Source organism: Gottfriedia luciferensis, from assembly GCF_001712755.1.
Lineage (GTDB): Bacteria > Bacillota > Bacilli > Bacillales > Bacillaceae_G > Gottfriedia > Gottfriedia luciferensis_B.
This window is the reverse complement of record NZ_MDKC01000034.1, coordinates 1-13,861: the sequence shown is the minus strand read 5'-3', so window position 1 is coordinate 13,861 and position 13,861 is coordinate 1. Positions and strand designations below refer to the sequence as shown.

Annotated in this window: 14 protein-coding genes; 9 read left to right on the top strand and 5 right to left on the bottom strand. The window is 31.9% G+C overall.

What is annotated here, in order from left to right; genetic code table 11:
* Positions 1 to 26 precede the first annotated feature (26 nt).
* On the bottom strand, positions 27 to 1,898 hold the full coding sequence (locus BED47_RS18040) for a transglycosylase domain-containing protein (protein WP_069034804.1): 1,872 nt from the start codon (positions 1,896 to 1,898) through the stop codon (positions 27 to 29).
* 241 nt (positions 1,899 to 2,139) lie between these two features.
* On the opposite strand from BED47_RS18040, the gene kapD reads away from it, so the two are divergent.
* The 6 genes from kapD to BED47_RS18010 all read left to right on the top strand — a co-directional run bounded on the left by kapD (position 2,140) and on the right by BED47_RS18010 (position 7,519).
* Positions 2,140 to 2,760, top strand: coding sequence for a 3'-5' exonuclease KapD (kapD, locus tag BED47_RS18035; protein WP_069034803.1), 621 nt, complete (start codon positions 2,140 to 2,142; stop codon positions 2,758 to 2,760).
* Between the two features lie 450 nt (positions 2,761 to 3,210).
* Entirely contained in the window at positions 3,211 to 3,393 is a 183-nt protein-coding gene (locus BED47_RS18030) for a hypothetical protein (protein ID WP_069034802.1), read from the top strand.
* A gap of 212 nt (positions 3,394 to 3,605) precedes the next feature.
* A complete protein-coding gene (locus BED47_RS18025) occupies positions 3,606 to 4,352 on the top strand; it encodes a FixH family protein (protein WP_069034801.1) in 747 nt (248 codons plus the stop codon).
* Positions 4,353 to 4,462: 110 nt separating this feature from the next.
* Positions 4,463 to 5,449 (top strand): YncE family protein, encoded by a 987-nt coding sequence (locus BED47_RS18020; protein WP_069034800.1) that lies wholly within the window; start codon positions 4,463 to 4,465, stop codon positions 5,447 to 5,449.
* Complete coding sequence (locus BED47_RS18015) at positions 5,442 to 6,116, top strand: response regulator transcription factor (RefSeq protein ID WP_069034799.1); 675 nt, start codon at positions 5,442 to 5,444, stop codon at positions 6,114 to 6,116. The genes BED47_RS18020 and BED47_RS18015 overlap by 8 nt, the downstream gene beginning before the upstream one ends.
* Positions 6,113 to 7,519: a sensor histidine kinase gene (locus BED47_RS18010; RefSeq protein WP_069034798.1), complete on the top strand. Its 1,407-nt coding sequence runs from the start codon at positions 6,113 to 6,115 to the stop codon at positions 7,517 to 7,519. Before BED47_RS18015 ends, BED47_RS18010 begins: the two co-directional genes overlap by 4 nt.
* 37 nt (positions 7,520 to 7,556) lie before the next feature.
* Here BED47_RS18010 and BED47_RS18005 read toward each other — a convergent pair whose 3' ends face one another.
* Positions 7,557 to 8,393: an alpha/beta fold hydrolase gene (locus tag BED47_RS18005; RefSeq protein WP_069034991.1), complete on the bottom strand. Its 837-nt coding sequence runs from the start codon at positions 8,391 to 8,393 to the stop codon at positions 7,557 to 7,559.
* Between the two features lie 321 nt (positions 8,394 to 8,714).
* Here BED47_RS18005 and BED47_RS18000 point away from each other — a divergent pair, with 321 nt between their 5' ends.
* Positions 8,715 to 9,101 carry a CvfD/Ygs/GSP13 family RNA-binding post-transcriptional regulator gene (locus BED47_RS18000; RefSeq protein WP_056468646.1) on the top strand — a complete coding sequence of 129 codons (387 nt, stop codon included), beginning with the start codon at positions 8,715 to 8,717 and terminating at the stop codon, positions 9,099 to 9,101.
* A gap of 71 nt (positions 9,102 to 9,172) precedes the next feature.
* Here the strand turns inward: BED47_RS18000 and BED47_RS17995 are convergent, their stop codons facing one another.
* Positions 9,173 to 9,406 (bottom strand): DUF378 domain-containing protein, encoded by a 234-nt coding sequence (locus BED47_RS17995; protein WP_056468643.1) that lies wholly within the window; start codon positions 9,404 to 9,406, stop codon positions 9,173 to 9,175.
* A gap of 202 nt (positions 9,407 to 9,608) precedes the next feature.
* Here BED47_RS17995 and BED47_RS17990 point away from each other — a divergent pair, with 202 nt between their 5' ends.
* Positions 9,609 to 10,961 carry a glucose-6-phosphate isomerase gene (locus BED47_RS17990; RefSeq protein WP_069034797.1) on the top strand — a complete coding sequence of 451 codons (1,353 nt, stop codon included), beginning with the start codon at positions 9,609 to 9,611 and terminating at the stop codon, positions 10,959 to 10,961.
* Between the two features lie 121 nt (positions 10,962 to 11,082).
* A complete protein-coding gene (locus BED47_RS17985) occupies positions 11,083 to 11,487 on the top strand; it encodes a YugN family protein (RefSeq protein WP_069034796.1) in 405 nt (134 codons plus the stop codon).
* A 234-nt stretch (positions 11,488 to 11,721) separates the two neighbouring features.
* Here the strand turns inward: BED47_RS17985 and BED47_RS17980 are convergent, their stop codons facing one another.
* Both BED47_RS17980 and BED47_RS17975 read right to left on the bottom strand, forming a co-directional pair.
* On the bottom strand, positions 11,722 to 12,714 hold the full coding sequence (locus BED47_RS17980; protein WP_069034795.1) for a potassium channel family protein: 993 nt from the start codon (positions 12,712 to 12,714) through the stop codon (positions 11,722 to 11,724).
* A gap of 63 nt (positions 12,715 to 12,777) precedes the next feature.
* A complete protein-coding gene (locus BED47_RS17975; RefSeq protein ID WP_069034794.1) occupies positions 12,778 to 13,467 on the bottom strand; it encodes an MgtC/SapB family protein in 690 nt (229 codons plus the stop codon).
* Between the last annotated feature and the right edge of the window lie 394 nt (positions 13,468 to 13,861).

The following is a 13,861-nucleotide window of genomic DNA, read 5'->3' as shown; positions in this document are numbered from 1 at the left end:
AAAAGTGCTACTTTTTTGTTTATAGATTAATATAAATGGCCACTCACAACGATGTTTTGCCATATGCGTTGAGTAGGTGGATAAGAATAGTTTTTAGGAATCGGAATTCTTTGTTTATCATTACCAATCCACGTACCAATTGTATAGTTTGAAGTTAATCCCATGAACCATAGATTCGTATTATCGTTAGTTGTACCTGTTTTACCGCCAATATAGTTTAACGGCATATAGATATGTTTAGCAGTACCATCTTTTACGACAGAGTTTAACATGCTTCTCATAGTTTCGTTCGTTGATGGATTGTAAACACGAATTGCTTTAGGTTCATTATCGTATAATACGGTACCATCTCTTAACGTGATTTTTTTAATAGCGGTATTTTCATAGAATACTCCATTGTTTCCAAATGTAGAGTATGCATCTGTCATTTCTAATGGTGACATACCGACATTGAAACCACCAAGAGCACGACCTAGCTCTACTCGGTCTTCATTTGTAATCGTTCTAAACCCAAACTTATCTAAGTATGAATAACCTATACGTGGTGTAAGTTGCTCATATAATCGAACTGCAGCCGTATTATATGAGTTTTGCATTGCAGTACGTATAGTTACATCCCCGTATTCTTTTTTACTATCATTTTTAGGACAGTACGTGCCTTTACAGTAGTTATCTGCGTTTACTTTTGTATCTGGTGTAGCACCAAAGGTTTCGATATATGGTGCATAAACTAGTAATGGTTTAATTGTTGAACCTGGCTGTCTATATGATTGGAATGCTCTATTTAGATTGTGAGGTTCATAGTTTCTTCCACCAGAAATTGCAATAATTTCATGTGTATCATTTCTTACTACAACTGCTGCGCCTTGTGTATTTGTTGAAAGCGTTCCTCGATTAACTGCGTTAACTGTCGCTTGTTGTACTGATGGATTTAAGCTTGTATAGACTTTTAAGCCTTGATTTTGTAAATATAATGCTCTCTCTGGAACAGTTTTTAATTTTTTTAATTCAGTTTGTTGTGCTGCTGATAGCTTACTAGTATTAAATTTGCCTTTTTTACCAGCTAAAATACTCTTTAGCTCAGAATCTACGTAAGAATAGTAATCAGGATATTCCTGTGTTTTACTATCTTTCTTAAGCGTAATTTTTTCTTTCATAGCAGCAGTGTACTGTTGTTCAGTGATTTTTCCCTGATCTCTAAGTATACCTAAAATTCTTTCTTGACGCTTTTTAGCATTATTAAAGTTTTTCAAAGGATCATATAAAGTTGGGTTATTTGGAATTGTACAAACGAAAGCTGTTTGAGCAATACTCAAATCTTTTACCGATTTGCTAAAATATGCTTTACTTGCAGCTTCAATTCCATAGTTTCGATTGGCAAAATAAATTGTATTAATGTACATTTCTAAAATTTCATCTTTAGAATATTGCCTTTCAAGTTGCAAAGAGATTTGAATCTCTTTAATTTTACGTTCGACTGTACGTGCTTGAGTTAAATATAAGTTTCTTGCAAGTTGCTGTGTAATCGTACTAGCTCCCTGTTCTATTCCACTATTCGAAACATTCACCATAAATGCCCTAGCAACTCCAAATAAATCAATACCTTTATGTGAATAAAAATATCGATCTTCGGTAGAAATAAAGATATCTTTTACTAGTTGCGGAATATCACCGCTTTTTAAATTAATTCTATTATCACCAGAAGCAGGAATATAAAAAGGATTATTATTTCGATCATAAAAAACACTGTTCTGTGATAAAGAAACAACAGGCAGTTCTTCTACCTTCTTTTTGGGAATATGTTTTGAGGTCTCATATGCCATCATAGCTTGCTGAGATGTGAAATAAAAGACAAGAAAGCTTATTATAATAATAATAAATCCAATAATTTTTTTCATAATAGCCCTCTATATACTTTCTATTTTTTAATTCGTTTAAAGAATTAATTAAACGAACGATATTATTTTAACACGATTTTTCATCTTGATGGGTATCTTATGTTATTTTTTACACAAATTGGTTGTATTAATAAAATAAGGAATAAAGTAGAAAATAGGAAATTTGTCTTACTTGAATATTCGTTAATCATATAAGACAATAAGTAAAAATCAGAAAATTTATTTTTCTGGAGGTGAGGAAATGAAAGAGCAGTTCCTGTTTATTGATTTTGAATTTACAATGCCCGATGGAAAATCAAAAGGAATTAAATTTTTTCCGGAAATCATTGAAGTTGGTTTTGTAAGTGTCATTAATGATGAGATTAATCAAACATATTCTTCATTTGTTAAACCGCTGCAATTTCCAACGTTATCCTCAAGATGCAAAAGGTTTCTAAATATTTCTCAAGAAAATGTTGACCATGGAATACAGTTAAAAGAACTTGGAGAAATACTAAATGAAGCGACAAAAAACTATAGAACCACGGTAATTACTTGGGGCAACATGGATATGAGGGTATTAAAACATAATTGCGAGGCTGCGAATATATCATTCCCAATTCATGGGGAAGTAAGAGACTTATGTCTAGAGTATAAAACCTTCTTCGGTAACCAAAATCAAACTGGTCTTTGGAACGCAATGAAAGAGTATGGAAAAGATGGAACTGGAAATCACCACAAAGCACTAGACGATGCATTAACAACATATCATATTTATAAATTAGTAGAAAAAGATAAGCAATACATGAAAAAACCTGCACCAGCGACTTTAGGAGACTTAATTGATTTTTCATTACTAAAGAAAAGAATATCTTCATACTAAAAACCAATTGATTTTAAATCAGTTGGTTTTTATTTTTGTTAAAAGAGTAATTTTGTTTAATATCCAATCCATTTTTATAAGGGCAATAAGGGGATTGATTTAAATGTTTTAAATATTTTTGATGTGTAAGTCGTTGTTGATTTCACTAACTACTTGATTATGAAGAGCCATTCATTTGATTAATGATTAAAAATATTTTAAGAATAACTTTTTTAAAAGAATAAGTTGATTGGAACGAAAGGATGGTCGACTCCTGTGGGATGTGCGGGAAGGCTGAGACCCCACAGGAACGAACGTGACGAGGAGGCTCAGGTCTCGCCCCACGGAAAGCGACCATCCTGTAGTGGAAATCAACAAGAAACAACTTAATTAAAATCTTTGAACATTTCTTCATTTTACTTTGATTATCATAGAATACTTTGTATAATTGGCAGTGGGAGTGATGGGACTATGATGGAGTTTTTATATTTTCCTGAAGATAAAACAGAGTATATACCTGCCGTTATTTCATTAATCATTTTTATGATCGGTGCATTTATTACTTTTTATTTAATTAAAAAGGCATCGCTGAAAGAAGAAAAGCGTATAACAGAATTAATGGAATCAAAAGAAAAAAAATCATTACGTGAATAAAGTAATTCAAAATGGGGACTTACTAAGGAAGGTCTCTTTTTTTATTTACATCACATTTTTATCACATTTTTGTGATAGATTTATTTTTGTGAATTTATTAACTACATAGACTAACTAAAATCTGATCAACCAAGCGCTTTTTAAACATTAACTTTATCGATCTAAAATTTAAGATCTGTATAAATTTAGCAGAATCTTAGGAGGTAATACATATGAAAAAATTATTAAGTTTATTAATTGTAAGTATTATGATAACTGCAGGATGTTCTAATGAAAAGAAGAAGGAACCAGTAGTCGAAAAACCAGTTGATGTAAATATACTTCTGCCGACATCCGATATTAATTTAAATAAAGAAATTACAATACGGGCTGAAGTTAGTCAAAATAATAAAGCTGTTTCTGACGCTGATGAAGTTCAATTTGAAATTGGTAAAAATGGTGAAGATAGTATTGCCATGCTTGATGCAAAAAACGGTGCAGATGGTATTTATTCGGCTACATACAAATTTACTGATCCAGGAGATTATTATGTAATTGCACATGTCACTGCAAGGGATCAACATTCAATGCCTAAAAAAGATTTTAAAGTTCAAACTACTACCTCAACTAGCAATAGTAATGGTGAAAAGAGTGAGCATGAAACTCACAGTGGAGATGATCATCATGGCGATGTAATGATTCATTTAATGGGCACTGAAAATATAGATGTAAATAAAGAAAATCACTTTACGATTCATCTTATGACGAATGATGGAAAACCGCTTGAAAAAGCGAATGTGCGAATTGAAACATGGAAAGATGAGCAAGGAAAACATGACTATACTGATGCAAAAGAAGTTGCACCAGGTGAATATGATGTTAAGTATACCTTTAAAGAAAAAGGAACAAATACAGTAAAAGTTCATGTTGAAAAAGGGGAACTACATGACCATACTGAAAAAGAAGTCACAGTAAATTAAATAATAATGAAGGCTATCCGATCTTTGATGAATAGAAGGATAGCCTCTTTTATATAAAAGCTTGAAGTCAAGAGCTACTGACTGATATCGCTTTTATGGGGGTGAATATTTTGAGAAAGATTTCGATTTTCAGTACGATTTTACTTTTCTTATTTTGTACCGGCTGTGTGCCAAGTAATATGTCACATATTAAGGATTCGGAAAATGTCCTTATTTCAGTAAACAAAAAAGTGGGAAGTTTAACGTTCCTGAATTTAGATGATTTACATAAAGTAACAGATTGGAATTTAAATAGGGATGTAAGTGGAGCGGTATTATTACAAAACGGAGAAGATATTGCCGTATATCATCCAACAAATCCCAAAATAGATATTTATCATCTTTCAACAGGGGACCATGTCGATAGTTGGAATGCTGGTACTGGTATTACTAATATAATTTCTTTAAAAAGTAATCAGGTGATTGCTGTAACGAATGGAAAGAAGAATAACATTACATTTTTTAATCGTAAGGGTAAAGTTCTTAAAAAAATTAAAATAGGTAGAAATCCAATTTCGATGGTTGAAGATACGATTCATCATAAATTATATGTTAGTTTGTTTAACGAGAGAAAAGTGATTGGTATTAACTTGGATGGTTTTAAAATTGAACAAACGATCGAAGTGCCTTACACATCGGTAGGCTTACTATTAAACAAAGACTCATCTGAACTATTTGTTGGGGGACATGGAAATGGTGAAGTGGAAAATGAGAACGTAAAAGTTTATTCAACTATCACTGGTAAGCAACAAAAGACTCTTCATACGCCATTAATGCCTATTTCGTTTTTTCAAAATGAAGATGGATTATTTACAATCGCCCATGGAACAAATCAAATTTATAAGCTAAATCCGAATGTAGTTAATCAGACTAAGTTTATTGAAGTTGGATCGAATCCATATACGGCTATTGGTTTTAAACATACCGCATATGCAGCTAGCTATGATTTAAACAAGCTGTACCAAATAAATACGACAACGATGAAAATTGAAAAAGAAGTTGCAGTAGGAAGAGGACCTTTTCAATTATTGTTAAGAGAGGGTATTCGACATGATTGAAAGAAAGATATTAATTGTTGATGATGAACAAGAAATTTGCCAATTGGTTGGAATGTATTTAGAAAATAGTGGATATAGTTGGGACGGAGCAAACAATGGTGAGAGCGCATTATTAAAAATAAGTCAATCAAACTATGATTTATTAATTTTAGATATAATGATGCCGATAATGGATGGATGGACCCTTTGTAAAAAGATTAGAGAAACATCAAATGTACCTGTGATTTTCTTAACAGCAAAAGGTGAAGAGTGGGATAAGGTAAATGGTTTAAAAATGGGAGCGGATGATTATATCGTAAAACCATTTAGTCCAGGAGAATTAATTGCAAGAGTAGATGCAGTTTTAAGAAGAACGAAAAACACGGATGCTACCGTTTTACAGATAGGCAAAATCAAAATAAATGAAAAGTCTAGGAATGCTTTTGTATCGGATAAACCTTTATCGCTTACTTTAAAAGAATATGATTTGCTTCTCTTCTTTTGTAAGCACCAAGACCACGTTTTTAGCCGCGAACAAATTTTAGAAAAGGTTTGGGGTTTTGATTATTTTGGTACAGCTAGAACAGTCGATACACATATAAAAACATTAAGAATTAAATTAGGACAGGATGCAGATTATATTTCTACGGTTTGGGGTGTAGGATATAAATTCGGGATAAACGGATGAGGAAATTACTCTATTCGTTATCGTTTTTACAAAAGCTTTGGTTAACGATTTGTTTAATCGTAATCTGTACAACAATCTTTTTCTTTTTAATGTTTCAGTTTGCATATAAGCAATTATATGTTTCGTATGTTCGTTCCACTTTAATCCAAGAAGGTACAAGTTTAGTAAAACATTATCATAAAACGAATAATGTTAATGACTTTTCAGAATTTGTTTCAAAATTTGATGCTGTTTCAAATGCTAATGTTTTATTTATTAGCAATCCAAGAGATTTAAGTGCATGTATCCCCTATAATGTAAGCCACGAATCTTTCATTACTGAAGACGATCGTGAAACTTTATTAAAAGGAAAAGTGATTACGAAGACAGGATTTGAAAAAAGATTTAAGCATCAAATAATCGGAGTTGTTGTTCCGGTTGTAAAAAAAGAAAAACTAGAAGGGATTATATACTTACACTTACCTTTAAGGAGTGTTACTGAATTAATCCAACAATCAAAATGGATCTTTACGATTAGTACATTGTTATTTGCCTTCATTATTCTTTTAATTGGCAGAAGTATAATAAAACAAATGATTAAGCCTTTATCAAGAATGGAGCAAATATCTTATAAAATGGCAAATGGTGATTACACCGAACGGATCCACTACAATAGTGGTGATGAAATAGGAAAACTAGCTACTGCGTTTAACTCAATGTCTGATTCTTTACAAAAAGAAGATGAAAATAGAAAAGAGTTTTTAGCCAATGTTTCTCATGAATTAAGAACACCGTTAAGTTATGTTAAAGGATATAGTGAAGCAATACTAGATGGTGTAATAAAACAAGAACAACAACTAAAATATGTTGGTATCATTCAGAAAGAGGCTAGTCGGATGCAAAGATTAGTTAGAGATTTACTTGACTTGGCTACATTAGATGGCCAGCAATTTCCACTTAGTCAAGAACCTAACGTAATTGCTCAGTTAATTGAAGATACAATCGAAACATATTCTCAAATCCTCATTAAACGTAATATTAAAATTCAAAAGAATTTAGATGAGACGATTATCGCAAATGTTGACCCAGACCGTTTTCAACAGGTAATCCACAATTTACTTGATAACTCAATTCGTTATACACCTAAAGGTAAAACGATTTATATTTCACTATTTCAAGATAAACAAGTCACGTTGGAAATTTTAGATGAAGGAAAGGGAATTCCGTCTGAAGAGATTCCGCATTTAGGAGAAAGGTTTTACCGAGTAGATAAAGCAAGATCTAGAAACGAAGGTGGAACCGGATTAGGACTTGCTATTGTAAAGCATATTATTGACCAACACAAAGGTAAGATAAAATTTGTGAATATAGATGGTAAAGGATTGAAGGTTATTATTACTTTGCCGATATTTGAAATAGAATAAATGTGAAAAAGAGTCCCAATTTTGAGGACTCTTTTTCTTATACAAAATTTGATATCCGTTCATAAATATGTTCAGGAATTTCTTCAGGAATTAAATGTCCTGCTTCAGGATAAGTATATAAAGTTGAATACCTTAAATCGCGATGCAATCTTTCTCCTACTTCTAATGGAACTACTTTATCTTTTTCACCCCAAATTAATAATGTAGGTACAGATATATTTTGTAAATCTTCAGGACTTAAATCACCCTCTCGATCACGAATCATCTTTGTTAATGCTCTAAAAATCTCATCTTGCAAAAAAGGTTCTTTGTATCCGTTTATCATCTCATCATCAATTAACTTCTGATTATGAACAACTGAAATGAGTGAGTTCATAATACCTTGTTTAGCTAAATGCCTTTTAATATATAGATAGAAAAAAGGAAAATAAGATGAAATTATTAAATGTGGATTTGCCCTTCCTAAATAACCTGAACTACATAATAAAATCACTTTTTTTACGAGCTCCGGTTCTTTTTTTGTTACATATAAAGCAATTTGCCCGCCCATAGAATGTCCGACTAAATAAATGTTTTGTAAATTTAAATGATTTACAAGAGAGATAACGACGTTCGCAAAGTTATCATACGAATATTTAAAATTTAAATGTTTTCCACTTTTACCAAACGGGGGTAGGTCAATTACGACAACAACATGATCTTTTGAGATATAAGGGATTAGTCTTCGGAAACTGAAGCAAGATGATAAAAAACCGTGAATTAATACAAATACTTTTGAATCTTGCTTATTGCTATTATGGTATCCGTAAAGTTCATAATATACATCAAGTCCAGAAACCTTATATGTTGACTGCATTGTTTCAGAATGATTCATCATCCAAACTCTCCTTCTTATTTTTTGGATTATTATGTCCAAACGGAAGGAATACATGCTTTATTTAATAATGCTCTGTAAGTCACCATATGATATGCAAATTGCTAAAATACTTTTAAATTATAAGTTTTTCGTCAATTCTAATAGAGACAAGTATTTATTTAAAATAATTGAAATAGCCCAACCTTTAAAGTGACTATAATAAGTAAAGGGATTTTAGAAAAGAAGTGCCATTTATGAGTAGTAAGCAAACTTTAAAAGTTGGTCTGTGTGTGCTAAAATTTATTTAGTGGAATTGAACGAAAATTAGGAGTGTTTTGAATGGCACAAAACTACAATATTGGAAAAGTTTACACTGGTAAAGTAACAGGGATTCAAACGTATGGTGCCTTTATTTCACTTGATCACCAAACACAAGGACTAGTACATATTTCCGAAATTATTAATGGATATGTTCGCGATATTCGAGACTATATTTCTGTTGGGCAATTAGTAAATGTACGTGTACTGTCTATTGATGAGATGACAGGAAAAATAAGTTTGTCTTTAAAAGGAGCAAGTATCGATCAAGGATTTAATGGTGACGAGAACTTAAAACATGCAGCTAGACTATTAAGAGAGCTTAAACCAGATGGATTTAGCACCCTGCATAAAAAATTAAATGAATGGCTTCGCGTTGAGATGAAGAAAGAAAATATGACGAATTAAAAAGGAAGGGAATTTACCCTTCCTTTTTAATTCTTAGAAAAGTATAGATAAGAGACTAATTTCGTCTACAATTATCTTACTTCATTTGTTTCAGGATGTGTTCCTAGCTCTTCTGAAGGTTTAAATAATAAGCCAAGGTTAATTAATCCTGAAATACCAACGATACCATAAATAATTCGAGCAAAAGCAGAATCTGCACCACCAAAAATTGCTGCAACTAAATCAAATTGAAAAAATCCAATTAAGCCCCAGTTTATAGCCCCAATGATTGTAAAAATAAGTGCAATACGTTGTAATGTACTCATATAGGTTAACCTCCTTTTTATGACCTTCTAACATAGCTTTCCTCATTTATTTTTGTTTATGTACTCAAAAAAAATTATAAGAAGAAATGTCTTTAAATTTTTTGTTAATTTTTTCACATAAATATAATTGCATTTACTTGCTTTCAATTATTTAATTAGGTACATTGTAAAGGTATTACAACTATTTAAGGAGGTTTGAAGTATGACTTCTCATATTAAATTTGACTATTCAAAAGCAAAAATGTTTTTTCAAGATCATGAAATATCTTATTTAAGGGATGCAGTGAAATTATTTCACCATACAATTCATGAAAAAACAGGAGCAGGTAGCGACTTTCTAGGATGGGTAGAGTTACCTAATGACTATGACAAAGAAGAATTTTCTCGAATTCAAAAAGCAGCAGAGAAAATTAAATCAGATTCAGACGTTCTTTTAGTAATTGGTATCGGTGGATCTTATTTAGGTGCACGTGCTGCAATTGAAATGTTACAACACTCATTTTTTAATATCGCTTCTAAAGAAGAAAGAAAAGCACCTCAAGTTTTCTTCGTAGGAAATAATATTAGTTCTACATATATGCATGATTTAACTCAAGTTTTAAAGGATAAGGATTTTTCTATTAATGTTATCTCAAAATCTGGGACAACAACTGAACCAGCTATTGCATTCCGTATTTTTAGAAAACTGTTAGAGGAAAAATATGGTGCTGAAGAAGCTAAACATCGTATTTACGCTACAACTGATAAAGCACGTGGGGCATTAAAAACTGTTGCTGATGAAAAGGGTTATGAAACATTTGTTATTCCTGACGATGTAGGTGGACGTTATTCAGTATTAACTGCAGTAGGTTTATTACCGATTGCTGCAGCGGGTATTGATATTGAACAAATGATGAAGGGTGCACAAGATGCATATAAAGAATATAACTCTTCAGAATTAGAAGATAATCAAGCATATCAATATGCAGTTGTTCGAAATGTTTTATACAACAAAGGTAAAACAATCGAGATGCTTGTTAACTATGAGCCATCATTACAATATTTTGGAGAATGGTGGAAGCAATTATTTGGAGAGAGTGAAGGGAAAGACCAAAAAGGTATCTATCCATCTTCAGCAAACTTCTCAACGGATTTACATTCTCTTGGACAATATGTACAAGAAGGTCGACGTGATCTATTTGAAACAGTTTTATCTGTTGAAAATCCTCGCCATGAATTAACAATTGAACTTGAGGATAACGACTCTGACGGATTAAATTATCTTGCTGGTAAAACTGTAGATTTTGTTAATAAAAAAGCTTTTGAAGGTACGATCTTAGCTCATGCTGACGGTGGAGTACCAAATCTAATTGTTTCTTTACCAAAATTAGATGAGTATACTTTCGGTTATACAGTATACTTCTTTGAATTAGCTTGTGCGATGAGTGGATATTTACTTGGAGTAAATCCGTTTGATCAACCAGGTGTCGAAGCATACAAGAAGAACATGTTTGCATTATTAGGTAAACCAGGATTTGAAGAACTAAAAATGCAATTAGAAGAACGATTAAAATAATATTATGACTAAAAGACCGTTGTTAAAATTGACTTTAACAACGGTTTTTTTTTGAAATTAAAATTAAAATTCATGTTTTTACTTAATAAGAAAATACTATTGAAAAAAGGAGGAGAAAAGCATGTATCCTTTAAAATCAAAATTAGAGAATGCAATATTTCCGCTTAATGACATTGAGGGGAAATTAAAAAATCATGGATTTGTAATTGGAGCAAACTGGGAATATGATCATGGGAGTTTTGACTTATTAATGCAGGATGATGACGGGTATCAATATTTAAGATTACCTTTTAATGTTACTTCAGGTTCATTAGATATGAATGGGGCTGTTATACAATTTGAGACTCCCTTTTTATTAACTCATATTTATAATGAGGGGCTAGATGATAATGTTGGTTTAGAGGGGAATTTAACTGGATCATTAAACCAGTTCCAAGAACCAATTGAAAAAGATGGAAAAGTTCCTAGAAAATATCAAATAAAAGGGTTTGAAATTCTTAAGAGAATTGAGGACGAACTTTTATAAAAAAAAGAGCCAAACCTTTTGGATTGGCTCTTTTAGACTGCCCGCCAAACGCTCGCTTTCTTCGTTGCTTCGCCTGTCTGCGGTGCTCATTACCGTTTTAGGTAACTCCGCTCCTCACCAGGCTTCGCGCCTCGAAAGACAAGCGCTTGCAATCAGTCTGAAAATCAAGTTTTAGAATTTGTCTATCAAAAAAGAGCCAAACCTTTTGGATTGGCTCTTTTTTGATAGCAATTGTTAAGTAAGTAAGATCAGAAAATCATCTTTTGTAATTTTAATACTTTTATCGGGTCTGATGATTGTTTGTTTATCACGAATGATTCCAATAATCATTTTATCATTGTTTAATTCTTCAACAACAATATCAAAATAAAATTTTCCAATCATTTTTTGTTCAACTTCCAATATTTTCACTGTAAAGTTTTCTAGTTGATTTGTTAACTTAAGCACTACATCTGAATATCCTCTATGCATAATCGAACCTGACATGACAAAGGAAGTTAACAAATGCGCTTCAATTATTTCATTCGCGCCAGCTCGATTTGCGTTAATGACTTGATTTTTGGTTAAGATTTCTGCGATACAGTTAATTGACTGATTAAGACCTTTTGTAGCGATGATTGTTAAAATTGTTTGCATATCGGCATCTTGCTCATTTTTATTTTGATCAGCTGTAATTAAGATTGTATTGGCAAATTTTATATTTGCTCTTTCTAGTACTGAGTCATTGGAGGCAGAGCCTTTTACAAAGTGTACCTTTTCTAAATCAGGTGGTAATAGCTCTAAACTTTCATCAATTAATACAATATAGACCTGGTTTGAAGATGCACGTAGTTGTTTAATTACATTTTTAACTCGTTCATTCCAACCTACTATTATAATATGGTTCTTTTTCGTAAATGTAAGTGCACCTCTAAAATCCGCGTCTTGATTCCTAAATGTTTGTGCTGTAAATGAAATCATATAATAAGAACCAAATCCAGTACCTAGTAAAATTAATATAACTGCAAAAAAACGTCCAACTGGAGATAGGGGTACGTAATCACCGTAACCTACTGTAAATGTAGTTACTATTGACCACCACATACCGTCCCAAACAGTTGGAAAAGTAAATGGCTCAGCGAAATGGATGATTGATCCGAAAATAGCAATCAACGATAATAGAATTAACGTAATTTTAAATAGTGTATAGGATTTAAAATAGATTGGTTGGTTACGAAATACTTTCAAGCTTATACCTCCATCGCAATTTCGTAACACTTATTTTTACCAATAAGTAATAACTTATCACTACTATATACTTTCTATCTCAATTCCACGGATGTTTTCTATTTGTTCAATATCATAATAAATTTCTGTCGTTCTTCGTTTATTAAACACTAATAATTTCATTTGGACATAATGTTCATCATTATTTAATCCTTTTATTTTAATGTTTTTAACTGTAATATCCTGAGCGGTAATTTGATCAATGACAATATTTATATTATCTCTTCCTATTACTGTTAGCTTTAAACTTATATCTCTTTCTTTTAATCTTTTAGGACCAAGCTTGTTAATTAAGTAAGGAATTAATTCTACACTTATTATTAATAAACCTACACCTGCTAAAGCCTCGGCGTAAAAGCCAGCCCCAACAATTATTCCGATACCCGATGCTCCCCAAATCATAGCAGCTGTTGTTAACCCGGCTATTGTATCATTACCTCTTCGAAGAATTACACCAGCTCCAACGAAACCGATTCCTGATACTATTTGAGCCGGTAATCGTAACGGGTCCATTGTTATATTTAAATAATCACTTCCATGAAATGAAAAGGCAGAACTAATAGAAACAATTGTTAATAGGCAACTCATTATTGAAATAACAAGGCATGTCTTTAATCCAAGAGGTTTTCTTTTTAACTCTCTTTCTAAACCGATAACGGAACCTAACATTGCTGATACTAGTAATTTTATGAGGATATCTGGTTGTAGATCCATTTTCTAAACCCCTTTTCTATATAGTTTATTGCTAATTCGACATTACGTATTACACTTCCTTCGTACTATTTATAATTTTTTTATCATTTATAAAAAAAAATGAAAAAAAGGGCTTGTCATAACCTAATTAGGATGTTATATTTATATACGTCGCCAAGATGGTTCGACAAAAAACGAAATGAAGTAATAAAAAATAAAAAAAATGTTGACTCGCTTTCTAAGAGATGTTAATATGAAAAAGTCGCAAATGACGCGACAAAGTGAACTTTGAAAACTAAACAAAACATGAAGTAAACGTCAATTATTAGTTTTTTGAGCAATACAAGATTTAAACTTAACTTTTATGGAGAGTTTGATCCTGGCTCAGGACGAACGCTGGCGGCGTGCCTAATAC

Bases quoted from the DNA above. Each gene is read 5' to 3' on its own strand.
- BED47_RS17990 (WP_069034797.1), top strand. From the start codon at position 9,609: ATGACTTCTCATATTAAATTTGACTATTCAAAAGCAAAAATGTTTTTT.
- BED47_RS18000 (WP_056468646.1), top strand. From the start codon at position 8,715: ATGGCACAAAACTACAATATTGGAAAAGTTTACACTGGTAAAGTAACA.
- BED47_RS18025 (WP_069034801.1), top strand. From the start codon at position 3,606: ATGAAAAAATTATTAAGTTTATTAATTGTAAGTATTATGATAACTGCA.
- kapD (WP_069034803.1), top strand. From the start codon at position 2,140: ATGAAAGAGCAGTTCCTGTTTATTGATTTTGAATTTACAATGCCCGAT.
- BED47_RS17995 (WP_056468643.1), bottom strand. From the start codon at position 9,406: ATGAGTACATTACAACGTATTGCACTTATTTTTACAATCATTGGGGCT.
- BED47_RS17975 (WP_069034794.1), bottom strand. From the start codon at position 13,467: ATGGATCTACAACCAGATATCCTCATAAAATTACTAGTATCAGCAATG.
- BED47_RS18030 (WP_069034802.1), top strand. From the start codon at position 3,211: ATGATGGAGTTTTTATATTTTCCTGAAGATAAAACAGAGTATATACCT.
- BED47_RS18005 (WP_069034991.1), bottom strand. From the start codon at position 8,393: ATGAATCATTCTGAAACAATGCAGTCAACATATAAGGTTTCTGGACTT.
- BED47_RS17985 (WP_069034796.1), top strand. From the start codon at position 11,083: ATGTATCCTTTAAAATCAAAATTAGAGAATGCAATATTTCCGCTTAAT.
- BED47_RS18010 (WP_069034798.1), top strand. From the start codon at position 6,113: ATGAGGAAATTACTCTATTCGTTATCGTTTTTACAAAAGCTTTGGTTA.
- BED47_RS18040 (WP_069034804.1), bottom strand. From the start codon at position 1,898: ATGAAAAAAATTATTGGATTTATTATTATTATAATAAGCTTTCTTGTC.
- BED47_RS18015 (WP_069034799.1), top strand. From the start codon at position 5,442: ATGATTGAAAGAAAGATATTAATTGTTGATGATGAACAAGAAATTTGC.